This is a genomic window from Pseudoalteromonas piscicida (assembly GCF_002744175.1).
GTDB classification, from domain to species: domain Bacteria; phylum Pseudomonadota; class Gammaproteobacteria; order Enterobacterales; family Alteromonadaceae; genus Pseudoalteromonas; species Pseudoalteromonas piscicida_B.
This window is the reverse complement of record NZ_NKHF01000099.1, coordinates 13,515-39,506: the sequence shown is the minus strand read 5'-3', so window position 1 is coordinate 39,506 and position 25,992 is coordinate 13,515. Positions and strand designations below refer to the sequence as shown.

Here is a 25,992-nt window from a genome sequence, read left to right as displayed (position 1 = left end):
TATCACGGTTGCAAGCTGCCACTTCAAGGTGCGTACTCGCTCTCTTAGAGGGTACTGTTAATACCGTTATGCTTATGAATACACAACGAGGGTAGAATGTATCTACATACTGATAGTAAAAATAACAAGATAAACTTACCTGCGGGAAAGGTCGTGTGTGTTGGAAGAAATTACGTAGCGCACGCGAAAGAACTAGATAACCCGGTTCCAAGTAGTCCGTTACTGTTCATTAAGCCTGCAACTAGCTTAGTACCATTTGACAATACTGTGACGCTGAACGCGGCGCTTGGGCAACATCATTATGAGGCAGAGCTTGCGTTATTGGTTGGCGCGAAAATTGATGCGGACACTCCAGAGCCGCTTAAACATATTGTAGGGATTGGGCTTGCACTAGATCTTACCTTGCGAGACTTGCAAAGTGAGCTAAAAGCACAAGGACATCCTTGGGAGCGCGCTAAAGCGTATGATAATAGCTGCCCGATAACACCTTTTGTGCCGTGTGATACGGATCAGTTGTCTCGCAATATTGAATATCGTTTTTGGCAAAACGAGACACTTAAACAGCATGGTCATTCTGAGCTGATGATTTTCTCTATTGCAACGTTACTGCAAGCAATCACGCAATATTTCACTTTATCTCCTGGCGATGTAGTACTCACTGGCACACCTCAGGGAGTAGGGTGTTTATCACAAGGGGATCACTTACAGCTGCAACTAGGCGACCACACTCCATGGCGCGCCCAGTTGCAGTTGGTTTAAGTCCAGATGATGGTATAGCGCTCGCTTACGAGGGTTGCACTTTCACCTGTTGTTCGTGTTGGTTTAGTACACTGGCATGGCATAGGATGATAGCGATGATGGATATGCCTCCTAATAAGAGCCAGCTGTTGGTCAAATTAGTGTAGGTGAGTAATAAGGCTGTCATCGCAGTGCCAAGGAGGCCACCGAGGCGCGTACTCAATGAGGTCACCGACTCGATACTTGCTCTGACGCTATCACTGCTAAGCTGATGTTGCAGCTGCAATTGTGCAGGCTGTGCTAACCCCATGCAAAAATAGAAGCAAACCAATGCAAGTATAAGCATAGGTACAGAGCTAACCCAACTGAGTAATACCACAAACAGCAGCTTGAATCCGTGTGAAAATGCCATTACATACCCTAGGCGTTGGTCAAACCAGCGGCAAAGTGGTGTACTTAGTGCTGCGGCAAGGCCATTTAATGCAAACCCAAGCGCTAACATTGCCGGAAATATCCACGCTAGTGCTTCTACTGGCACCTGACTATATTGCTCAGCGACGGCAGGCCAAAACTTCTCTATGCTACTTGCAACGGGCACTGCAAATACCAGTATTATCAGCAGCTTGCGCATTCCGCGTTCTTTGCAGGTATTCAGCATAGTAGTGCAATGAGAAAGTAAGGGGCGTGTTACGTCGCCGGTGTGCTTGCTTGTTTGTGCGCTGACGATAAAAAAAGTGCGGGTAAACGTGACCCCGAACACCACAATAGAAATCACGAATAGGGCTTTATACAAAGTGGTTAACTGAAAGTGACTGACATCCATAAACGCTAGAAATAATGTCGCAAATAATGCAGCACTTGCTCCAATAAGATAGCTTAATCCATACACTTTACCAAACCCACTATTGAGGGGCTCATCGCCATCTAATTTTTGATAGGCTTCAACAAACCAAGCGTTGAGTGTGCCAGTCAACGATGCTTGACTTAACCCCCAAAAAACCATTGCAGCACATAGCTGCCATAAGTGTTGGCTAAACAGTAAAGTGAGGTTACAAAGTGCGGCAAATACTAAGGACGACAAGAATACTTTGCGTCGACCTAATGCATCGGCAAGGACTCCACTGGGCACTTCAAACACAATAATAGTCAAAGCCATTACCATCATTGCAATTGCGATATCCTGTAGCACAAAGCCTAGGCTCAGCATATAGGGCGTAAAGATCGGCAGCACTAGCATGCTCGCAAACATGGTTAGTCCAAGGTGTTTCCCATACTGGATGGCAAATTGTGAGCGGGTCATGCGTTAGATACCTGTAAAGTTGAAAATGCTTGGCTAAGCTTATGGCTTATCGTGCTTGCAATGCATTCTAAGTCTCTTTGATCTGTCATGATTTCATCATGTAATCGCAGCAGCGGTACTACCTCTACCGACGTTAGTATGTGATCTAAACCATTACAAGGAGGTTTAAAGGCATCATGATAAAGTGATGGTATATCAGTTACTTGATGTATTATGTTCAATACCTTTAACGGCACGGCAGCATCACTGACATCGTTCGCTGAAAAGAAAGTCACATCATGTTGATAAGGGGCGGTAGTGGAAAAGTGTCGAGTGAGTGTTAAAAAAGCCTCGGCGATGGTTGCAGACTTCACATCATCACTTTGTGCAACCAGCTGTTCTGCTTGTTGGCGTTCAGAGCTCGACAGCAATGGTAATACAGGATCGATTAAAAAGCAGTGTGCAACTTGATAGCCTAAATCACTGAGGTAGTTCGCTACCTCAAGAGACATCATGGCGCCTTCACAAAACCCACCGATAAAGAATGGCCCTGAAGTCTGTTGCGCCAGTATGCGTTCGGCATAGTAAATCACCAAAGGTTGCATGCTAATGTGCTTTCCTGTGAACAACTTTACGTTTTCAACAGCGTGAAGCTGGCAGGACCGGCTTAACTCCTCCCCAAGCTGTGCAAAGCTATCGGCGCCTGCAGCCGCGGGTAACATATGTATCATAGGGAGTGCACTATCATTAAAGGTCAGGCTCGGTGTAAAGTGTGGATGAGCAAGAGCTTGTGCAAGCGCTTCTTCATCATTTAGATGGGCAAACTGTTGGGTTGCCAAGTCACGTATCACCATAGCCAACTCACGAATGGAAGTATGCTCTAACAAGATTTGTGGAGTAAGTTGCCAGCCAAGCTGGCGAGCTTGACCACAGAACTTCAGCATACTGATGGAGTCGGCACCATAGTCGGTAATGGGCTCTAAGACTGAGATCTCATCGCAATGTAAAATTTGCTGCCACAGTGCTAGGATGTTGTGCTCGGTTGTTGTGCTTGGAAGCTCAATAGGCTTGCAGGTAAGCTGTGGCTCAGGAAGCTTTCGTTTGTCTAATTTACCATTTAAGGTTAACGGCAGCGTATCTAAAAACATAACTGTGCTTGGCAGCATATAACTGGCAACCTTGGGACGTAGCGCTTGAAGAACCGCTTCAGCTGTAAGACATTGTTCATCACGTCGTTCGCTAATGATGTAGGCATGTAGCTGTGTTTGACCATGCACGTTACGAGCGATGACCGCGCTACTTTTAACCCCGTCAATGGTATTGAGCTGCTGTTCAATACCAGCTAATTCAACTCTGAAACCGCGTATTTTTACCTGCTCATCATTACGGCCAACATAACATAGCTGATTTTCTTGGTTCCAATAAACTAAATCTCCAGTACGATAGTAAGTACTAGCATTACCCCATAACGAACAGGACACGAATTTGCTATTGCTTAGCTCAGGTTGCCCAATATAACCTGCTGCAACACCACTGCCGCTGACCAGTAATTCACCGGGGCAACCTAGCGGTAACAATTGGTTATGCTGGCCTACAACTGCTACAGCGCGCCCAGGGATCGGTTTACCTATGGGGATTGGCGTATCTTGGGCAGTAACGGTATGTAAAGTGGTAAAGGTTGTACACTCAGTTGGGCCATAGCCATTGATAAAGTGTTGTGGTGCACATTCAGAAGACACCAATTGATGAACAAGGCGCTCCGTCAGAGCTTCTCCCCCGACCAGAAGATAAGTTAAAGAGTGGAAAATCGCGTTATCTTGGCTAAACATGGTGTCGAATAAAGTACGGGTGAGCCACAGTGTCGAAATATTTAACCGGACAATGGTGTCTTTAAACTCGTTTGGAGAGTGGAGTATGTGTTGGTATCCGAGGTGCAGCTGAGCGCCATTCAATAAAGGACCCCAGATCTCAAATGTGGCAGCATCAAATGCAGGGTTAGCAAGTTGAATAAAATTATCATGCGCTGAAAACTGCAGCTGTTCGTTGCTTTGAACCAAAGAAGTACAACCTACATGTGTAACTGCCACCCCTTTTGGTTTACCCGTTGTACCAGAGGTATAAATGATATTAGCAACATCTGTACGCTTGGGTAAATCAAATGGACAAGAGGTGTCACCATCCTCGAAGAAAAGGGCCTCGTTGACTTCAAAGCCGATGACGCTGTGCGTATCAAGTAAGGGCGCCACTGATTGAGCCGAATTGTCATGATAGAGCAGTAGATCTGCTTTACTGTCGTCCAGTTGATAGCGCTTTCTATCATTAGGGTCCTTTAAGGCCAATGGCGTATATGCCGCGCCTAATTTGAGTGTGGCGAGCATAGCAACTACCATGGCAATATCGCTTTGCATACAAATAGCAACGACACGAACCGATGGTACTCGTTTGCGCATCAAATGAGCGAGTTGATTTGCTTTGCTATCTAACGCCCGATAACTTAGCTGAGTTGTGGCATTACTGACTGCGATATTATCTGGGGTCGTAGCCACGATTTGGTGAAAGCGCTCAACAATGCTAGGGGTATTAAAGTCACTGCTTTGCAGACCGCTCAGATGTTGCTGGTGGTTGATATCATGATCGGTAAGCAGATTAAGCTCGAATAATTGGCTGTGAGCAGGTTCGTCAGCATAACAACACAGTATACGTTGAAATAATGCCGCAACCTGCTTCATATAGCATCGAGTATAAAGCGTTGTTGCATAAGTTAAACTGATCTTTGGTTGGTCGCCCATGTGCAAATAGGCTGCCAAATCAAATTTTGCTTGATTGTCGTCAACCGCTGGCAGTTCAGCTACAGACCAGTGTTGGCTGGTTTGAGTAGGGGTAAACTGGCTGAGCGTAAAGATACTCTGAAATACGGGATGCATGCTGGTATCGAGTTTGATATCCAGCAGCGACTTTATCTCTTCAAAGGCAAGCGCTTGGTGTTGTTTAGCGCGGTTAATCTGGGCATTTACCTCGGCTATCCAGCTTGACACCGACTGCGTGTGCTTAAACACAGGTTTTATCGGCAAGGTATTCACAAAGTAGCCAATAATCCCTTGCTCTGCCATGGAGTTTCTATTGTCACTGGGCATACCCAGAGCAAAGTTATCTTGGCCGCTAAGTAACGCAAGCGTATGATACCAAGCTGCTAACCCTATGGTATTGAGAGAAACTTGATGATGTTTAGCAAGTGCTTCAAGCTTGCAATTTAATCTTGGGTCTAAGGGTAATTGAACCGTATCACCTTGATGGGCAAACTTTGCGGGCCTAGTTTGGCATTGCGCAAGGGTTAGCGGTGAGAGGTCGTCCAGTTGAGTATACCAAAATTGCTGAGCGTCTTGCTTCGATGTTAGTTGCTTTGGCGATGCCTGAAAATAAGCATAATCATTAAATTGTACCGCCCGTGCCAATGGCTGTTGTAAATACAGTCGTTCAAGCTCTTGCAAAAACACGCCTAACGACCAACCGTCGAACGCGATATGATGCCAAATGAGTAGTACGTAATGAGTATGCTCAGTATCAATGAAAGTTACTTTAAAGGGGCGTTGCTCACTCAAACTAAATGGTGTGTCAAATGCTTCTTTACAATAGGTATCCAATGCAGTGTTTGCGATCGAGACATGTTCAAATGCTATCGGTTGATGACACTGTGTTTGGATTGGATCACCCGTTTCATCAAATGACACCATACTGTTTAATGCGCTGTGTCGAGTGATGATACTTTTAAGCGCTTGAGCTAACTGTGAGTGGCTGCAAGTATCTGCCAGCGTGAGCAAACACGGAATATGATACGTGCTGGCGGAGTCAGATGCGGTTTGGGCAAAATACATTTGCTTTTGACCAAGTGTTAAAGGCGCATGAGAGTGGGGCGCAGGCAAAATAGTTAAGGCATCAAATCGTTGCTTACTGATGATATTGAGCTCAGTTAAGTAGCTCAGTAACTCAGCTTTATGAGCTTTTAGTGTGGCGACCGCATCGCTTTTTGATATGTCATGTTGGCTGGCAATTTTAAGTTTTTCTTGGTCTTGCCAAATACTTATCCCTTGCTGCTTGAGAGCATAAATAATATCGGTGATCATGGTTTAAATCTCCATTTCAAATTCGTCGTGAGTAGCTTGGCACTGTGCTAGTTGCGCTTCTATTGCTTGGGCAAACATTTTGAACTCGGGGTTGGTAAGCAACGTAGACACCGGTATATCCAGTGCAAATTCAGTGCAGCATTGGCCGACCAATTTGGCGGCAACAATGGATGAACCTCCTAGGGTGAAAAAGTGTTGATTTAGGTCCGCTTGTTCTACTTCTAAATGAGCTGTCCAAAGCGGAGCCAATGCTTTTTCTACTTCCGTTTCTGGAGGTTGTGGGCGGCTGTTGAAAGCATCAAAGTCATGAGGTAACTGAGCGACATCTAGCTTTCCATTAACTGTTAACGGGATTGCTGCAAGCGCAATTACGGCGCTAAGCTGCATATAATGGGGCAGCTGTTGGTTGAGCCAGTGGCGTATGGGCTGTGTATTTTGGCTTGGGGTTACGATATAAGCGACTAGTTTGTTACCGCCAGAAGGTGTTTTAAATAAGTGCATTACCGCTTGTTGCACATCGCTATGCTGTAACAACCTGCGTTCAATTTCACTGGGTTCGACACGGTGACCGTCAATATCCCACTGGCTGTCAACTCGGGCGATAAACTCAAGCGCGTTATTCTCGTTTATTCTAACCAGATCTCCGGTGCGATATAATCGCGCTTCTATCTTGTCATTAGCAACCCGAAAAGTATGTTGAGCAAAGTGGTTATCAGTTAGTTGTGGGTCTTTCCAATACCCTAAACCAATAGCGCTGCCGCCCACATAGAGCTCACCGATCGCACCGTTTGGCACTATATTTTGCCGCTCATCAAGTACGAATAAATGAGTATTGCGAATAGCATGTCCGATGTTGATAGGTTTAGTGTGTTGTACTTTTGATTGTGTGACACACACACTGGTTTCACTCAGCCCATACTCATTTAAGACTGTCGCGGCAAGCTTCTGCTCGGGAGAATTAAGTGTAGAACCTCCGGTAAATAACAGCTTTAGTCCCACCGCAGCGATGTCGCTGGCAAATTGATTGATGAGCACCGTTGGCAAAAATGCCACGTCGACTTGCTGCTGCGTCAAATAGCGGCATAGGGCTTTGGGGTCTTTTCTGAGCAGCTCAGGAATAACCTCAAGTTTTGCCCCTGCTGCTAGCGCCGGAAAAATCTCGCAGATGGAGGCGTCAAAGACATATTCTGCAAACTGGCTTGTGGTTACTTGCTGAGCATTTTCAAGCTGATGGCTTTGGCGCATTTCTATGCACAGATTGGCAAGCCCACCATGATGCAACATCACGCCTTTAGGCTTACCTGTAGTACCCGATGTAAAAATCAGATAGGCAAGCGCTTCCTCTGAATAGGGCGCTGGTGCAAAATCATGAGGCTGAGAATGGGCGAGTATAGTATCCAGTTCAACCACCAGCGCATTGCCTGAGTACCAGGCTGGACACTGTGAGCATAACAACAACTGAGCTTCTGCTTGGAGCAGTACTTCTTGGTTACGTGCGGCAGGCTGGTTGGTCGATAGGTTAATAAATGGGAGTCCCGCTTTTAGGGCGGCTAACATTACTAACGGAGCCTCAAGCCCCTTGTCAAAATACAGCCCTATATTTCCCAAGATCGTTGGGCGATGGCTTCTCAGTTGAGCGGCTAAGCTATCTGAGCTTTTGTCTAATTGCGCATAAGTGATCTCTTTACCTTCAAAGCTCAGTGCAGTACGAGAGGGATAGCGGCGCACGGTGTCTTTAAATTGCTGTAAAAACGAAGGCGTATGTTTAACAGGTCTAGGCATTAAAGATAACAACGTAGACTTGTCGATTGTGGGCACTGTATCTAAAGGCTGCTGGGCGTTATCGCATAAATTAGCGAGATAGACAGTGAAAAAATCAACAAACTGCTGACACCTTTGAGGCAAATAGCAGGCAGTCATATAAATAAACTGAGCGTGGATCGTGTTTCCTGCATCTTGGCAGATTAAACTCCAATCAAACTTAGCGGGGTGATAGTCTGTGGCTTTGGTGTTCGTTGTCGCTACGCTAAAGTGGCGGTCTCTGTGATTATGAATATCAAACTGATCAAGGCTGAAAAACGTTTGAAATAAAGGAGAAACGCCAGCTTCGCGCTGTGGCTCAACAGCGCGACTTAAGACCTCGAGCGGCACCGATTCATGGCACTTTGCAGCAGCTAAGTAGGCTTGGTTTTCGCGTAAATGATCAGCAAAGCTTTGTTGGTTTTGCTTATTCAGCACGTGCGGCAAGGTGTTAACAAAATAACCAATGGCCTGCTTCAAGGCAGCTGGGCGGTTATCACTTGGTGAGCCAACTACGATATGCTGTTTTTGACTCCAAGTACAAAGTGCTAATTGGTACGCGGTAAGCAGCACTGTGTATAGTGAAACATGCTGTGCGCTGGCGAGATCTTTTAGCTTTTGCGTTAGTGTCTCAGGCACAGAAAAGGTAATCGATTGGCCGATATGATCATTTACAGGCTTGCGTGGAAGGTCGGTTTCCCATGGCGTCAGTGTTAGGTTGTCAAATCGTGGCTGCCAAAATGTCAGATCATCGGCTATGTTATCAGCTTGCCATGCGGCATAGTCCTTAAACTGTAAGGTATCTGGGTGATGAGTCTGTCCACTTAACTGGGTGTTAAGTGCATCTAAAAAGACCTGAGTAGACCAGCCGTCAAAAGCAATGTGGTGGAACACCAAGCAAATAGCATAACTTGCTGTATCTGAAGGTTCGAGTAAAGCTAAGCGCACAGGGGCTTGCTGAGCAAGATCAAAGCTGCGTTGGGTAAAATCATGGAGCTGTGATAGTGCAATAGTCTCGACACTAACGTCAGTGAATGTTTCACCATAACCCCACTGCCCATGCTGCGTTTTGACGTAGGTGGTACGCAAAATATCATACTGACCAATAACCTGCAGTGCAGCGTTACACAATGCCTGTTGCTGTTCGGGATTATCACACTCTAGCATCAAAGGTATATGGTAGGCGCCTGTATTGGCATTGAGCTGCTCGTGAACTAACAAGGAGATTTGCTGGGCAGTTAGCGGTTGTTGGTGCAGCGGTCGATTACTGGGTTGAATTTGCTCAATAGCCATTGGTAGGTTACCAAGGTTGGCGATGGTGCGAGTCATCAAAAATTGTTTTAGCTCAATAGGAAACGATAAGGTACTCTGCATTTTTGCAACCAGATTCATGGCACTGAGTGAGTTACCTCCAAGTGCAAAGTAATCATCATCTATTCCCACTCTCTCGACTGATAAATCATCTTGCCACAACTCACATAGGAGCTGCTCTTGACGGTTGCGTGGTGCTCGGTAGGGCTGTGCAGAACTAATGCTGACAGGTTCTAGTGCCGCTAAGTCAACTTTATTATTTGCCGTAAGTGGCAATGTATCTAGCCAACTTACAGCGCTCGGATGCATATAGTCAGGTAAGAGTGTGGCAAGGGTTGAATGGATCGATTCAAGCGTGCAGGTTGTGCCACAAAGGTAGGCTACCAATACATCTCCTTGGGGCGAGCTTTGTACTTTGGCACAGGCTTGGCTGATACCTGAATGTTGCAAGAGTGCGTTTTCAACTTCTGTGAGCTCAATGCGATAGCCACGCAATTTTATCTGCCTATCATTACGCCCTAAATACTGATAGTGGCCGTTGGCTAACTGGCGGGCGAGATCACCGGTTCGATAAAAGCGTTTCCCTTGATGGGTGATAAAGCGAGATTGAGTGTGTTGTGCTAAGTTTGCATAGCCTCTTGCAACCCCTAGCCCGCCAATTAACACTTCGCCAGGACAGCATTGCGGTAAAGGGTTGAGTGCCTCATCGATAATCAGAAACTCGGCGTGATCTAGTGTCGAGCCGATATTAGCAGGGACGGAGTGTTGTGCTGAAGTGGCATACACCGAGGCGGTAACGGTAGCTTCTGTTGGACCATACTCAATGAACAGAAGTGGCGTCCATGTCTCAATGAGGTCTCGGTGACACGCTTCTCCCCCTGTCACTACTCGTCTTAGCTGTGCCTCTTCTGGGCGGGTAAGTGCGTTTAATAATGCAGGTGAAATGACCAAGTGAGTAATATCTCGACTGATCAATGTATTAATCTGTTGTGGTGATCTGGCTGTTTGTTCAGAGGGGAGCACCAGTGTTGCGCCGTTGAGCAGGGTCATAAACAGAGGCTCGACAAAGGCATCAAAGTAATAGGGAGGCAAAGCACACACTTGCTCATCTTGCGTGAACTGGTAGTAAGCCGTGGTGCTATCAATGAGCGCCAGTACTTGTCGGTCTTCAACTAAAACACCTTTTGGTGTGCCTGTACTACCCGAGGTATAAATAATATACGCGAGTGAGTCATTCGAACGTGTCGCTGTGCTCAGCGACTGAGGCGTCGTTTGTTTGAGTGCGTCAATACAAAGTGATGGGAGCACTACATCTAATTCATTGATCTGTGTATTGCAGTCTGTACTATGCAGTAGTAAAGCCGCTTGGCTATCTTTCAGCATAAACTCGGTGCGATTACTGCCCTGTTCCGGGTTGAGCGGTACATAGCAACCACCCGCAGCGAGTACGGCCAATATTGCAATTACCATATCTGGACTGCGATGAAACATCAGTGCCACTTTTCGAGACTGTTGTTGTGCGAGCAAAGGCTGAATATGCATGGCTATATGCTCTACTTGTTTAGCCAAATCACCATAGCTCAGCGTCTGGTCTGCATATCGCAGCGCAATTTGCGCTCGGTGCTGTTGCACAGCATGTGTGAAGCAGCGATATAAGTCGCGATTGCCGTCAAAGTCCGGGGAGTCACCCTCTGTGGTAGACACTGCTTGTTGATACAGCTTTACCAGCGGCGTATCTGGGTCCTCAAGTGCAGCGGTCATATTGGTGATGTAAGCGCTACCAAACTGCTCGACAAAAGCATCATCAAATTTACTTGGGTCGTAATTGAGTTGACCTTGTAATTGTGCCTTACTATCATCAAATGCTAGGCGGAGATCGCATTTAATAGGGTTATATAAGGTGTCATTGTCAAACTCATTAGCCCGTTGAAATGGTAAATCAAATTCATCCACAATATCGCTGCCAAATCGCTGCACACTAAACATTAAGCCAGGCAGGGCGCTATCAGTCGAATCGCTTAAATATTGAAGTTGTTCGTCATAAGGTAAATGTTGATAGCGCTTAGCATCGTTTAGGGTACTTGCTGTACTTTGGATAAGGGCATTGAAGCTAGGTTGTGTTGCGGTGTTAACTCGCAATAATAGGGTATTGATCAAACAGCCAATGATCTCTTGAGTTTGAGGGTGATCGCGGTTATCTGTCGGTACACCTACCACCACATCAGGCTCACCACTATATTGCGAAACCTGCCAAATATATAGGCTTAATAACACCACATAAGGAGTGGTGTTATGTAGTTTAGCTATCTCTTTGATGCGATGGCTGTGTGCTTCAGATAAAGAAAAGTAGTGATTCTGTGCTTGGCCATTGCTGAGCGTATGGTATTGAGTTGGCTGAATTTGAGTGGCGGCAGCGCCCTGTAGTTGCTGCTGCCAATAAGCGTGGGCGTCTTGGTCGTTTTGCTTAGATTGCCAACGAACGTAGTCAAAGTAGTTGGTCTTTTTATGGACCTCTTGATAGGCGCAGTGTCCGGCAAGGGTTTCAAAAAATAGGCGCATAGACCAAGCGTCAAAAGCAATATGGTGCCACAAAAAGAGACAATAAAGCGCTTCTCCGCATTGGTAAAAGGTTACTTTAAATGGTGCTTCTTGGTACAGGGCGAATGGCGTATGAATTGCCTGATGAACCTGTGAGTGAAGCGCTTCCAGTGATGCTACCGAACGCATTTTTATGTCGATTGGATTCGCTTGAGTTTGACAGCTCAATCCAGCTGGATGCTCAACAATATGGCTATTGAGCACCGGATGTTTGGCAATGGTACGATGGATCTGTTCTGTTAACTCGGCAGCGGTGATTCCAGCATTAAGCTTGACTAACAAAGGGATGTGGTAGGCGCATCGCATTGGCTCAAGACTGTCGACAAACAGCAGTCGAGCTTGAGTATTTGAAAGCGGCACAGGGGTTACCAACGGCCAGTTTAAAAATGCCGTCTCTGAGCGGATATCATGCGCTTGAAGAAGTGCTAATAGCGCTGCTTTATTGGTTTTGAGTGTCGCGAGTAACTCTGGTGCTACGTTATCCTCATATCCCAGTGCCAGGGTATTTTGCTCGGACACCCACACGCGCATATGCTGCGCGTGAAGTTGTTGTATTAATTGGGTTAACTCCATGACTATAGCTCCATTACCTGAGCTGAACGTGGCTGTGATGTATCCTCAGTGGCGTTGATTTCTGTTAATGTCATCGTATTGAGATACTGTGCCAGAGCTGCCACAGAGGGGCATGCAATGATGGCCGATAGCGGAATAGCGAGCTGATGCCACTTTTGTGCATTACGAACCAATTGCACCGCCAAAATAGAATTACCACCTAAACGATAGAAATTGTCGTGGATCCCAACCTGCTCTAACTCCAAGGTTGTTTGCCAAACGTCACAGAGTGTCTGCTCAAGTGCGGTGCGTGGCGGGGTGTAAGTATCAGGTGTATTGCGCTGTGGTAATGGCAATGCTTTGTGGTTGAGTTTTCCGTTTACTGTTAAAGGCATGACACTCAACTCAGTGATACTGTCTGGCACCATATAAGTTGGCAAGTGTGTTCGCAATTGGTTGAGTAGGTACTCATCGTCAAATATGGCATGGTTCTCCATCACCACATAACCACTTAGTGCTGTTTGTTGTTGACGCTCATAGGTGATGACAGCAGCCTCTTTTACGCCTTCGCATTGGAGTAGTTGTGATTCAATTTCACCTAGCTCGATTCGGTGACCTCTGATTTTTATCTGATTATCTAATCGGCCTAGGTATTCTAAGTGGCCATTGGGTAGCTGCCTCGCTTTATCACCTGTTTTGTATACACGGATCTGCTGACTATCAATAGTGAGCGTGAAAAAGCGTTGATTGGTGAGCTTAGGTTGATTGAGGTAACCCACTGCCAAGCCTGCACCTGCGATAAACAGCTCACCAGGGACACCTACAGGCACTTGGCGCAATTGGTTATCCAGTACAAAGGCCGTCATATCATTGAGCGGTTTACCTATGTCAGCAATAGCCGTATTCATATCAGGATGAAGCGGTAAGGCGGTAACGTGTACTGTGGTCTCTGTGATCCCATACATATTGATGAGGTTGATAGTTTGACCAAAGTGCTGCCACCATGCCGTTAGTCTTGTGTAGTTGAGTTGTTCACCACCAAAAATGACCGTTTTTAATGTATTAAGCTTTGCGCCTGATTCAATGGCAACATCACTAAAGTTATAAAATGCACTGGGCGTTTGATTGAGTATCGTGACACCATACTGCTCGCACTGTTTGACAAAAGTAAAGCTGTCTCTAACTTCTTCATAACTCGGAATGAACAGCTTGGCGCCATGACATAATGCCCCCCAAATTTCCCAGACGCTAAAGTCGAAAATAGTATCGTGATAAAGCACCCAAGTATCTTGTGCGCTGAATTGAAAATCAGGTTGAGTTGCTTGTAATAGACGCGAAACATTTTCATGATTTTGGATCACGCCTTTGGGTTGCCCCGTGGTGCCTGAAGTGTAAATAACATATGCATTACTCTTTGGTGTTGCCATGGGCAACGTGGCATCGCAGTCGGTGATATCTTTGTCGAGGTTGAGCAAAGGCCACTCATCACGTTCGATACTAGATAGTGTGCTGATACTCTTTGTATCGCTCAGTACGACTTCAAGTTTAGCGTCTTCAATGATAAAGCGGTTTCGTGCTGCCGGAGCTCTGGTGGACAATGGCACATAAGCCGCTCCCGATTTAATCACCGCTAGCATTGCAATAATGGTTTCAACGGAAGGCTGCAGATATAGACCGATAAAATCTTGTTTGCCAAACTGTGTGATGAGGTAAGCCGCTACTTTATCTGCACGGTCGCTCAGCGCTTGATAACTTAATGTACCTTCACTTGTGATTAACGCCGTTTGGGCAGAACGAGACTGTACTTGTTGGTTGAAAAGAGAGAGTAAATCCTGCTTTGGATGCTCTGCTGTGCTGACATTATGCACAAGGTTACCGGCCAAAGGCAGCTGCTCGATCGTTGTGCTGCCTTCTACATTTATGAGCTGTGATAGTACATCATTAAAGCTATCACTGAGTGTATCAATAAACCAAGGATCATAACGGGTTAGGTCAAACTCCCACAGCATAGTGACAGAGTCATCTTGGTCTTGTCCCATCCGGGTGATAACAACGATATTGAGTTCGAATTTTGATGATTGACTGCTGATCGCTTCGTAATAGTCGATGTTATCTAAGCCCGGTAAAGTGAGATCAGGTAAGGGAGAATCGTGGAAACTAAAGCAAATCTGAAATAAAGGATTCACACCTTGGATCCGCTCTGGGTTGACATCAGCTACCACTTCAGTAAAAGGAAGCGTTTGGTTGGCTAACATATCATTGCTGACATCAAAGCAGTGTTGGATAAGTGCATCAACACGCATTTCAGGTGTTTGCTGAACACGTGCCACAACGGTGCTGACCAGCATTCCTATGGTGTTTTCAACATTGGTATAACTGCGGTTTGCCACGCCGGAGCCAATACAAATATCTTGATCGCCACTAAAGCGTGATAACACCACATTCAGTGCAGCCAGCGCCACGGAAAATGGGGTGACTTGGTGTTGTTGACTGAAGCGTTTAAGGTTATCCCAAAGTGCTCGCGGTAATTTTACTCGATGCGCTTTTCCGCGTGCGGTGGGTGTTTCACCTAATCGAGAAACCGGCAAGTTGATCCGACTGGGGGCATCTTTTAATTGTGCCTTCCAAAATTCACGTTGTTGGGTTGCTTGGTCCGAGCGCAACCAGTCATGTTGATAAGCCGCATAGTCCGCATATTGGGTTATTTCTGGTAGTTGCCCTTGATGTGCACCATTGAGACGTTGTTTATAACAGCTGAAAAGGTGGTTTATAAAGATATTAGACGACCAGCCATCATGCACTAAGTGGTGCTCAATATGGATTAAAATATGCTTAGTATCGTTTATTTTGACGATAGCAAACCGTGCCAATGGCAGCATGTTTATCGCAAATACATCATTCATTTCACCATTAACTAGCTGATCGACATGCTCTAGTGCAGTTGCTTCGGGATAGTTACTAAAATCAAAATAGGGCACATCTTGTTGATAATCAGGATCAATGTATTGGATTGGTTGGTGTAAATCATAGTAAGTACGAAATACATCATGATGCGCCACAACATCCTGAATGGCACCTTGCATGGCTGCTACGTTGAATTCACCGCTAAACGTTGTAGTACATTTAGCATGGTACGCTTTATCATTCGGATCTGCTTTAGCAAGAAACCAAATTGCACGCTGCTGCAAGGATAGCGGCACAGTATTTTGGTATTTCGCATCTCGTTTTGGTAAAGCAACGGTTTCGAACTGGTTAGATTGTAACGCTTGCCAAACCTGTGCAGCGCTGCGGTGACGGTAAATTAGTGTTGCAGGTACACTTATGCCTAGCTGCTGGAACAGCTGGTTACTCAGATTAATGACAGAAAGCGAGTCGCCCCCTTGTTGGAAAAAGTCCTGCTGCCATTGTAGTCCTGGTAAACAAAAGCTTTGAAATTGCGCTAAAAAATCTTGTTGAGTACGACTAAGTGTAATATCACTTTCGTCTTGGGCTGAGGTTAACTCATAATGTGACAGTTCATGGGCATCTACCTTGCCGTTTTCAGTCATGGGCAATGCTTCCAAGCGTTGATAGTGATCTGGGATCATGTAACTTGGCAATGTTTTTTTAGCGATGCCATTAATGCTTTGCACTAACTGGCTATCTAGCGCTTGATGCGTGACTAAAAAGGCCACTAAAAATTTCGCGCTGCCACGCGTGACGACTTGGCAGCTCACGAGTTTAACTGCGTCATGTTGGGCGATAACTTGTTCAATCTCGCCCAGCTCAATACGGAAGCCACGTAGCTTAATTTGATTGTCATTACGACCAATAAAATGATATCGCTCGCCATCAAAGCGAACGAGATCACCGGTTTTATATAACTTAGCAAAATGAGATGGATCGCGATGAGGGTGATAGTAAGGGTTATCAATGAAGCGTGCTTTGGTCAGCTCTGGTCGATTTAAATATCCTTTCGCGATACCTGCACCACTGATATACAACTCCCCCTGATCTCCTTGGCTGACTGGCGCTAATTGTTCATCTAAAACATAGAATCGAGTATGAACAAAGGGAGTGCCAATAGTAAACTCATTGTCCTCAAGTGAAAACTCGTTAGCGCAGGCACCAACTGTATATTCTGTGGGGCCATAACCATTGAAAATGCGCGTGATCCTAGACAGGTTTTGCAGCATTTCTAAGTTAGGTGTTTCCCCTGCCACGACCAGTGTTTCGAGTGTATTAAGGTCTTCGGGTTCCATCAGTGCAAGAAGAGCAGGGGGAATACTTGCAAATTGGATAGCATTGCTCTTGAGTAATCTACCTAGTGCTTTTTCATCTTTTCGTTCTGCTTCTGTGGCAATATAAACCGTATGCCCTAATAAAATTGGAACGATTAACTCAAAGACACTGGCATCAAAAATATAAGAAGCAAAAAGCAGCACGCGGTCGACTTTATCTAACTGAAACCTCTCAATTTGTGCTTCTGCTAAATAATGTAAATTTTGATACGGGATCTCGACCCCTTTTGGTGTGCCGGTAGTGCCTGAGGTGTAAATAACATAAGCGATATCTGTCAACGCTGAATGAACGGGTTCAATGTTTTGTGATACTGGAGATTCAATCCATACTTGAGCGGTGTGACCTAGGTGTGGGGCGTCTTTATAGTGTTTGTGTGTGAGCACAATCGCAGCTTGGCTATCTTCAAGAATAAATTGGCAGCGCTCGGCGGGAGCCTCTGTTGAGATAGGAATATAAGCCATCCCAGCTCGAATAGCAGCCAGTATGCCGATAACCATATCGATACCACGGTCAAGATAAAGTGCAACATAATGAGCGTTAGAATGCGTTAACATTGCCTTATGTCGAATATTTGAAGCGACGCTTTCAACCTCTTCCTCAAGTTCTCGGTAAGTTAATACTTTGCCATCACACACTAAAGCAGCTTTACTTTCGTGTTGTGCAAAGGCTTGATTCAAAAGAGCTTGAGGATGCTCACTTAAGTTGATAGGTGTTATTGTGCCCATTTTAGTAATCCTTTAAACATATAAATTTTGCCTGCGCAGATTATGTAACAAATGTGTTTAAAATGTGTATATTTTTTTGTTAGGTTTGTTTTTGTTTGATTAATCATCAAGGATGAGTTGGTGTGAGGAATTAAAAATCGCTACCATGGGGCATCAAACCAACCAAGGAACCATCATGAAAATCAAACCTCTGGGCACGCCCTTTTCGGCAACTGCTTGCAAAGTCTTACTCTGCGGTGGTGGCGAACTAGGAAAGGAAGTCGTTATTGAATTTAAGCGCTTAGGTGCTGAAGTTATTGTATTAGATCGCTACGATCATGCCCCGGCGATGCAAGTAGCAGATCGCAGCTATACCTTGTCTATGTTGGATGGTGAAAAGCTAAAAGCAATTATTGAACAAGAGCAACCAGATTATATTGTACCCGAGATTGAAGCTATTGCGACGGACAAGCTGGTGGAATTAGAGGCTGAAGGCTATACAGTTGTGCCCACCGCGAAAGCGACTCAACTTACCATGAACCGAGAAGGGATCCGCCGCCTTGCCGCTGAAGAGCTTGGACTTGCAACTTCTCCTTATCAATTTGTTGATACCTTAGCGGACTTTAATGCAGCTGTAACGCGTATCGGCATGCCGTGTGTGGTTAAGCCGGTGATGAGCTCTTCAGGTAAAGGTCAAAGCGTGATTAAAAGTGCTGCCGATATTGAACCTGCTTGGCATTATGCTCAAGAAGGCGGCCGCGCAGGTCAGGGCCGAGTGATTGTGGAAGGGTTTGTCGACTTTGATTATGAAATTACACTCTTAACGGTACGCCACATTGATGGCACGAGCTTTTGTGAGCCAATCGGACATGTGCAAAAAGACGGAGACTACCAGCAAAGTTGGCAGCCGCAGCACATGTCACAACTGGCACTAGAGCGCAGCAAAGCAATGGCTGAAAAAGTCACGGAAGCGCTGGGTGGTCGAGGTTTGTTTGGCGTTGAGCTCTTTATTAAGGGCGATGATGTTTACTTTAGTGAAGTGTCACCTAGACCACATGATACCGGTATGGTCACGCTTATCTCTCAAGACTTAAGTGAGTTTGCGCTGCATGCTCGCGCAATTTTAGGCTTGCCTATCCCTACCATTCACTTTAATGGACCATCGGCATCAAGTGTGATCCTTGTCGAAGGGCAGTCTACACAATTACAGTTCAGCAATATTGCACAAGCGCTTGCAGAGCCGCTAACGGATATTCGTTTGTTTGGTAAACCTGAAGTAAGTGGCAAGCGCAGAATGGGCGTGGCGTTAGCGCGCTCAGATTCAACCGAAAGTGCCGTCGAAAAAGCCAAGCAAGTGGTTGCAACAGTAGGAATTACATTATGAACTCAAACACCCGCGAACTTGACCCATTAGTATTGGGGTTTTGGCGGCTATTAGATTGGCAAATTACGCCGCAAGAAAACTTAAGCTTTTTAAAGCAAGCGATTGATCTTGGAATACGCGATACCGATCATGCTGATATCTACGGTGAGTATCAATGTGAGGCGGCGTTTGGCAAAGCTTTAGCGCTAGAGCCTAGCATTCGAGAGCATATTCGTATCATCACTAAATGTGGCATTAAGCCCGCATTTCCGAGCTTAGGACTGGCGGGAAAGGCGAACCACTATGATTCGAGTAAGGCCCATATTATTGCTCAAGCGCAGCAATCATTAAAGCACTTTGGTACAGATAGGCTAGATGTGCTGTTGATCCATCGCCCTGATTATTTGATGGATGCTGATGAAGTTGCCGATGCGTTTAACACGCTTAAACAAAACGGAGATGTGCTGCATTTTGGGGTCTCGAACTTTACCCCCAGTCAACTGGCCTTATTGCAATCGAGACTCGATTTCAGTTTAGTGACCAACCAAATTGAGTTTTCACCTTATGAGATGAAGGCGCTTGACGATGGCACGCTTGATCAGTGCCAACAACTGGGTATGAATCCCATGCTGTGGTCGCCGCTGGCGGGTGGCAGAATATTCTCTAGCGAAGACGAAAAAGCCAAACGACTGCGTGCGGTACTACAGCAAGTGGGCGAAGAAATAGGAGCTACTGAACTTGATCAAGTGATCTACGCATGGCTTGCGATGCATCCATCGAAACCTGCTACTGTGCTTGGAACGGGAAATATCACTCGAGTTGCCAGCGCATTTGCTTCGCAGTCACTTACTATGAACCGCGAGCACTGGTATCGCATTTGGACGGCGTCTACTGGGCACAGTGTGCCATAAAGTGAATTCGGACTAATTGGTGTAGAGCCTGGCGTTAAAAAAGGGCCTTTCGGCCCTATGTGTTGCAGCAAGTAAAAAAATAAGGTGATGCGGCTGTCACAGGGCCGCTCACCTTTGGTCATCACAGATTAAAATCTAATCCATAACTCACGTAAGCTTTAATGTCGTCATTACTGTCTAGGTCGGTTTTTACCAATCCAAAGGTAAAGCCTTGCGTAGACAAACTCACCCCATAATCCATGTAGGAGTCGTCTTCTCCTGTCCATTCGAGTACCGTGTCTCCGCTGGAGCGACCAATGTGCAGAGTGAGTTCACTGTCTTTAAAAACGGGAAAGCTGGCCGACACTTCCGCATATAACATGTCTTCTTCTGTGGTCGAGTCGCTTTGCGCTGTGGCAAGGTGGCTAAGTTTAAATGTAAAGTATTGCCAACCAAGCGCGGCATAAATCTCGCCAAAATCAATATCTCCACCGGCATCGGGATAGGCGTAGTGGATATAACCGAAATCAAAGCTCATGCCTTTGATTTCGCCTGCATAACCTGCGTACAGATCCATTTCATAACTAGCGGAGTCGCCAAAGTCGATGTTGGAGACCCAAGTGCCTGCATAAAACCCTGACTCATTACTATAATCTAAGCCGCCAGACACCGCAGCACCGTCATCGGTCTGGGTGATACCACGCCAGTAATAATTTGAGCTTGCCGCAATGTTCGCTGTTACTTCGGCCTGCGCCGAGATACAAAAACACGCAGTCAGGCCACCTAGTAGCATAAGTAAAGGTTTGTTTTTCATTCTGTTTTCCCCATTGAACGCAGAGTTATTATTCGGTTGTTGTCATTGCATTTTTTGCAAAGGGTAAGTGCAAGGGGGAGGCCAATGTCGGAGAATGCCGAAAAGTTTATTCTATGTTGTTAAAAGTATTAGAATTTAATTTCAACCTTTCGAAATTAGGAAGGTGTGGCTTGCATAAATATTGCACGTGACTGGTGCAAAAAACCGTAGCTTGCACATTATTAATGCAAGCTATGGATTGCGTTAGTCGTTATTGCAGTTTAGGTTAGTTACCCAAAGATAGCGCGCATTAGGTTAATGGTTTCATCAACACTGCGGCCTTTTTCTACTTCAGCAACGATCGAGTCGCGTTTGGCACGAATATGCTCAGGAATAGATTCATCCGCAAGTGCACGGTCAACTAACACTTCTGCTGATTCTTTACCGCGACGCACGCTTTTTTTACCGCCACTGGTGCTGGCGCGTTGAGGCTTATGCAGTAGCTTAAAGTAATTGGAATTAGTGGCAGTGTCTTTATCTGCGTAATAAAATAGACATGGAAGTAGCGCTTTAATGTCAGCAAGCTGTGTTTCAAACTCATCTGCAGGCGAGGCCATTGTGTACCAAGGCATTGCTTTAATGGTGCAGACCACATCTGTCCAGTAACGCTCAAAATCGCGGTTATTAAGTTTAGCAACACCAAGCGCTTGGCATAAGGCGTCAAGCTTGCTCGAGGTTATTGGTGTAAACACATCTGGGCGGCGCATTGCTAATAGGCGAGTGGCTGGTGCCAGGGTTGGCTTCTCTTCGCTCCCAGCAAAGGCACTTAAATACTCCACCATAAATGACTGATAATGCTCGAGCGTCACGTCACCCTCTGCCGGGATAGCGGCTAGCGCGTCATCAAATGCTCCTGGTAGGTCGTCTAGCAATTGGTGAAACCCTTTTGCACTTTTAGTGGAGGCGAACCACTCTACGTCAAACTGATACACGCTGGTATCTAAACTTGCGGTATGCTTACCAGTAAAAGCGAGGCGATCTTCTTTAATCATGTCTTTGAGCGAAGTGCTGCGCATTGGTTTTAGATATTCAATTAGTTTTAATTGCTCATCTAGTGCAATCACTTCTTTGTGATCGGCAACAAATGCAGTCACCATAGGCCAAGGTGCAATACGCAAGGTTTTTAGTTGTAAAAAGCTAATGGCTGCGATGAGCAGATCTTGTAGCTTTTTCACTGTAGGTAATTGATGGTCATCCAGTAAATCAAAATTGATACGGTTTTTCGCCACATCAAGCAGTTCATAACACCAACCAAGAAAATCTTCAGGATGATTTTCCACTTTAACCGCCATCAGATTAAGGCTGATCTCCGTGGCCTGTTTGAGGATATTTTGATAAATCTGACTTTCTTGTTCGCCCAAGGCCATGTTTGACGGTGATATGAGCAGTTTCTTCATGCGGGTTAAGTACTCCAAGGTTGATTAATAAACCAGCCAGTAAAATATAGCTAATGATGCTAAAAACTGACAAGGGCGAGGATCATACCGATTAGTCGTAAGGTTGCAATCGCTCAGTTCAAATTATTTGCCTTTATTCATGGTATATTCGACTACAGCCGTTATCATAAAGATAACCAAGCCTTACGAAGGAAAAGCAATGAACCGGCTAGTTAAAATTGTGGGCGCCATTGTTGCGCTTATTATTATTCTTGTTATCGCTGCCCCGTTTTTAATCCCCAAACAGGCAATTATTGACCAAGTCACGTCACAGGTTGAGTCAGTGACAGGCAGAAAGCTGTCGATTGATGGCGACTCTGACATCGGTATTTTCCCAACGCTACACATTGAGTTAAATCAAGTGCGATTTGCCAATATGGCAACGGGTAGTCGCCCAGATATGTTCGCCATGGAGCAACTCGCCGTACATATTCCATGGTTAAGTGCGCTGTCTGGAGAAGCTAAGCTTGAGCGCTTTGTGGTCAATAATCCTAAAATAATTCTAGAAACGGATAAGCAAGGTAATGCGAATTGGCAGTTGCTACCCACCAGTGCAGAAAACACGCCAACGGCACAAACCAGCTCAAAAGGTAGCATGCAATTACCGGAAGGTTTAGACGTGAGCCTTGGCGAAGTGGCGATTTATGGTGGCTCGGTGACTTACCTTGATGGTGTGACAGGCGCTGAATATCAGGTAACTGATTTAGACATTAGCGTGATGCTATCGTCACTATACCAACCACTAGAGGTTGACGGTAAGCTGACTTTTCAAGGTCAAACTTTTAACCTAGTTACTACACTCGATAATCCAGCAAAGGCGATCGAAGGTGAAACCTTTAATGTTGAACAACAAGTAAAATCAGCGCTGTTCAACCTTGACTATAAAGGTGAAATTGCAGAACAAGGTAAAACCATTCGCGGTCAATTGACGTTGACAGGCGACTCGGTAAAAGCGTTAGCTAAGTGGCAGGGCGTTGACCTAAAAGCGAAAGAAAATGCGTTCAACGACTTTGACCTAAACGCCAAAATGACGATGCAAGGCCAAGTATTTACTCTCAATGCCTTAGAAGCGACCTTGGACGAATTGGTAATAAAAGGTCAAAGTAAAGTCACCCTCTCTGGTAAACCTGATATTACCGCGAGTGTTGACCTTGGCATGTTAGATCTTAATCCTTATTTGCCAGAACCGGTGGAAAAACCACAAACGCAACCTGAGTCAGAAGACGCACCTGCAGAGCCTATCGTCTGGGATGACACTGCAATTGATTTATCAGCACTTAACAGCCTCAATGCCGATGTGAAGATCACCTCCACAGGGCTACGTGCGAGAGAAATTAAGCTTGGCGAAAACCAAATCAGCTTAGTACTTAACTCAGGTAAAGCGACACTAAGCCTAGATAAGTTCCAAGCCTATGAAGGTCAGGGTAAAGGTAAGGTTGTTGTAAATGCAGCAACAAAACCTTATGCCGTCAGTACTGATTTTGCGTTAACAGCAATTAATGCCGAGCCACTACTGACCGATGCCATTGGCTTTGACAAAGTATTGGGCAAAGGTAGTCTTAATTGGGTGTTAAACACGCAAGGTGTCAGTCAAAAGCAATTTGTGAATGCCTTAGGTGGTAAATTAGCTTTTGAGTTCAAAGATGGTGGCGTAAAAGGCGCAAACCTTGCTGAGATGATCCGAAAGGGCAAAGACATGCTCAAAGGTGACTTCTCTTCGGTATCGCAAGGACTCAATGCCAATTTCGACCCCGATCAAAAAACCGACTTCTCAGCCATGACTGGGACCTTTATCTTTACCAAAGGGGTAGGCCAAAACGATGACTTTTCGTTAGCAAGCCCATTACTGCGAGTGACAGGTAAAGGCACCGTTGATTTACCACAAACTTTAGTTGATTACCGTGTGGTGACTGGAATTGTTGACACTATTGAGGGGCAAGCCAGCAGCGATGACAGTACCGGTTTTAAAATTCCGGTGCGGATCAAAGGTCCATTTCACAAAGTGGATACTAGTCTAGACCTAAAAGAGGCGGCAAAAGACAAAGCCAAAGACAAGGTAAAGGATAAGGTAAAAGACAAACTTAAAGGTTTGTTTAGTGGATAGGTTTTTACAGCACCTCTATAAATAGCTTATTTACTTAATACATTGGGTAGAACAAGGGCTTGCCGATGGTAGCCCTTGTTCTATATTCATCGCGAGTTAATTATCTATATGTAGTTATAGTGAGCTTATGACTGGCTTATGCCTATAAGTTGTAATCTACAGCATTAGTATTACTGCTATTCATGTGCTTAAATGGATACGGATAGCTCTACAAACAAAGGAAGGATAAAATAATGAGTACACCTACTTATTTACTCGAATACATGGTGACCCCTAAAGCTGAGGGTGACTGGATATATGACGATAAGCCAGTTAAACTTAAATTAGCCAAGGGTGAAAGCGCTGTTCTAACTTATAAGCTCGTTACCGATGAAGCTGGCTGGAGCTTTGCTGAAAACGGTACCTACTTTATCGAGGCGCAAGATAACTTCAATTATAACCTTACAAGCACATTAAAAGATGAGTTAACGGTTGAGGTTAAGATTGAGGCATTGAATGTTGCGAATACGCTAAGTGAAAATGATCTCAAAGGGCTTTCAGCTGACCCCGGTGCGAGGGTTGTTACACTAGTGAGGAATAACAGCTCGAATATTGAGTTCAGACTCGTTGCTCAAAATAATTCTGCAAATGGTGCCGTGCGTTATTTTTCTCAAGATCCAAGGGTGATAATTGACAACCCAGATGCTCCAGTCTAATTCGTAATTTGCACTTGGCACAGGTAGGTAAAGTGTTCTGTGCCAATTCTTAATTCAAGTGATGGCGAGTGACATAGTGTCTTGAACCATGACAAGCGATAAAAAGACGGGCTCCAGCCTAAATCAATGCTTTTTTTCAGTGAAGCCATCGCGGAATACTTTTCTTCTATCAGCGTCTGAATTAACGATTTTACGTAAAAAGCCTCAGCTGAATCGGGGTACTCTGCCAAATATTCATCAATTGCTATTAATGCCTCTTGGTGCCGACCTAGGTGTGCTAGAGCTTGGATGCGCACGACTTCAACTTGGCTTGCTGGAGCACTGGCTAAAATTTGCAGATACACTTCACTGGCTTTCGCCTTCTCGCCCATTAGTGAGTATATGTCTGCGTAGTTAAGCAAGATTTCTACATTGCTGGGCGCCAACTGAGTGGCAAACGTGAGTGCCCGTTCTAAATCACCTAAGAGCATCAATACAATGGCATAATTATTAAAGGTAGCCGTACTTGTATATGAGCGCTTAACTAGAGCTTAGTAGAATTTGTTTGCTTCATATTGAGCAAGGCTGCATTGCGGATGACTTTTATAGTACTTCTCATCGAGTTGAGCCTGCTGATTATGGTTTCGGCTTTGGTGAATCACTGTAGTCGATTTGCTTGCTGTAACCTATTGTAATAGCATTGGTGCAGCTGATGTGCTTATATTAAGTGCGAATAGCTCTGCAAACCAACGAAGGATATTAAAGATGACGCAACAGTCGCTCAGTTATATAGTTACTCCTGGTTTTTTACCATCTGTAGAACACTCTGATGAGGCGGCGAAAACTGCCCCTTGGAAAATCACTAACCTTCAACACGAGGATATAGAAAAAGTCGTTATAGACATTTCTGAGTTATCTGGAAAGTCTGTTAACTTATATTATGAACTTGATTCTGGAAGCTTTGATAGCGGTTGCAGTTCGGTGATAACGGTACGCTATTTGTTAATGCACAAGACAACTTTAACTATCAAGTGAGCAGCATTGTTGCCAACGATGGTCGTAGTATGATTGTAAGTATCAGTAGTATTGAATCGTCTAAAACGATTTTAGAAGGTGCTGCTCAGGAAATGGCAGGGCACCTAGACTCTGGGTTTGCAATCCCGTTGCAGTCTAACAATAACTTTAAAATTGCTTATCGACTCATAGCAAAGCATAAGAATGATTCACAAATGCGTTATTTCTCTCAAGACCCAACGATTGTTATCGAAGATACAGAGCCAAATTAAAG

13 protein-coding genes are annotated in these 25,992 nt (G+C 45.2%); 6 read left to right on the top strand and 7 right to left on the bottom strand.

The genetic code is table 11. The features are described 5' to 3' along the window. Positions 1-96: 96 nt before the first annotated feature. Complete coding sequence (locus tag CEX98_RS19820) at positions 97-759, top strand: fumarylacetoacetate hydrolase family protein (protein ID WP_099643721.1); 663 nt, start codon at positions 97-99, stop codon at positions 757-759. Positions 760-784: 25 nt separating this feature from the next. Here CEX98_RS19820 and CEX98_RS19815 read toward each other — a convergent pair whose 3' ends face one another. Genes CEX98_RS19815 through CEX98_RS19800 form a run of 4 tightly spaced genes read right to left on the bottom strand, consistent with a single transcriptional unit; the run spans position 785 to position 17,405 of the window. After that, the gene (locus CEX98_RS19815) at positions 785-2,038 is read right to left on the bottom strand and encodes an MFS transporter (protein WP_099643720.1); all 1,254 of its coding nucleotides are present in this window, start codon (positions 2,036-2,038) and stop codon (positions 785-787) included. After that, on the bottom strand, positions 2,035-6,138 hold the full coding sequence (locus tag CEX98_RS19810) for a non-ribosomal peptide synthetase (RefSeq protein WP_099643719.1): 4,104 nt from the start codon (positions 6,136-6,138) through the stop codon (positions 2,035-2,037). The genes CEX98_RS19815 and CEX98_RS19810 overlap by 4 nt, the downstream gene beginning before the upstream one ends. Positions 6,139-6,141: 3 nt before the next feature. After that, on the bottom strand, positions 6,142-12,420 hold the full coding sequence (locus tag CEX98_RS19805; RefSeq protein ID WP_099643718.1) for a non-ribosomal peptide synthetase: 6,279 nt from the start codon (positions 12,418-12,420) through the stop codon (positions 6,142-6,144). Between the two features lie 2 nt (positions 12,421-12,422). Then, on the bottom strand, positions 12,423-17,405 hold the full coding sequence (locus tag CEX98_RS19800) for a non-ribosomal peptide synthetase (protein WP_099643717.1): 4,983 nt from the start codon (positions 17,403-17,405) through the stop codon (positions 12,423-12,425). Between the two features lie 175 nt (positions 17,406-17,580). Here CEX98_RS19800 and purT point away from each other — a divergent pair, with 175 nt between their 5' ends. Further along, positions 17,581-18,768, top strand: coding sequence for a formate-dependent phosphoribosylglycinamide formyltransferase (gene purT, locus CEX98_RS19795; protein WP_099643716.1), 1,188 nt, complete (start codon positions 17,581-17,583; stop codon positions 18,766-18,768). Further along, entirely contained in the window at positions 18,765-19,658 is an 894-nt protein-coding gene (locus tag CEX98_RS19790; RefSeq protein ID WP_099643715.1) for an aldo/keto reductase, read from the top strand. The genes purT and CEX98_RS19790 overlap by 4 nt, the downstream gene beginning before the upstream one ends. A gap of 121 nt (positions 19,659-19,779) precedes the next feature. Here the strand turns inward: CEX98_RS19790 and CEX98_RS19785 are convergent, their stop codons facing one another. Continuing rightward, positions 19,780-20,451, bottom strand: coding sequence for a TorF family putative porin (locus tag CEX98_RS19785; protein WP_099643714.1), 672 nt, complete (start codon positions 20,449-20,451; stop codon positions 19,780-19,782). Positions 20,452-20,720: 269 nt separating this feature from the next. Continuing rightward, complete coding sequence (locus tag CEX98_RS19780) at positions 20,721-21,887, bottom strand: hypothetical protein (RefSeq protein ID WP_172439812.1); 1,167 nt, start codon at positions 21,885-21,887, stop codon at positions 20,721-20,723. 199 nt (positions 21,888-22,086) lie between these two features. Here CEX98_RS19780 and CEX98_RS19775 point away from each other — a divergent pair, with 199 nt between their 5' ends. Both CEX98_RS19775 and CEX98_RS19770 read left to right on the top strand, forming a co-directional pair. Then, the gene (locus CEX98_RS19775; RefSeq protein WP_099643712.1) at positions 22,087-24,030 is read left to right on the top strand and encodes an AsmA family protein; all 1,944 of its coding nucleotides are present in this window, start codon (positions 22,087-22,089) and stop codon (positions 24,028-24,030) included. Between the two features lie 233 nt (positions 24,031-24,263). Then, a complete protein-coding gene (locus tag CEX98_RS19770) occupies positions 24,264-24,725 on the top strand; it encodes a hypothetical protein (protein WP_099643711.1) in 462 nt (153 codons plus the stop codon). Here the strand turns inward: CEX98_RS19770 and CEX98_RS19765 are convergent. After that, positions 24,722-25,195 carry a tetratricopeptide repeat protein gene (locus CEX98_RS19765; protein ID WP_242441770.1) on the bottom strand — a complete coding sequence of 158 codons (474 nt, stop codon included), beginning with the start codon at positions 25,193-25,195 and terminating at the stop codon, positions 24,722-24,724. The genes CEX98_RS19770 and CEX98_RS19765 overlap by 4 nt on opposite strands. Positions 25,196-25,675: 480 nt before the next feature. Here CEX98_RS19765 and CEX98_RS19760 point away from each other — a divergent pair, with 480 nt between their 5' ends. Then, positions 25,676-25,990 carry a hypothetical protein gene (locus tag CEX98_RS19760; RefSeq protein WP_099643710.1) on the top strand — a complete coding sequence of 105 codons (315 nt, stop codon included), beginning with the start codon at positions 25,676-25,678 and terminating at the stop codon, positions 25,988-25,990. Positions 25,991-25,992: the final 2 nt, after the last annotated feature.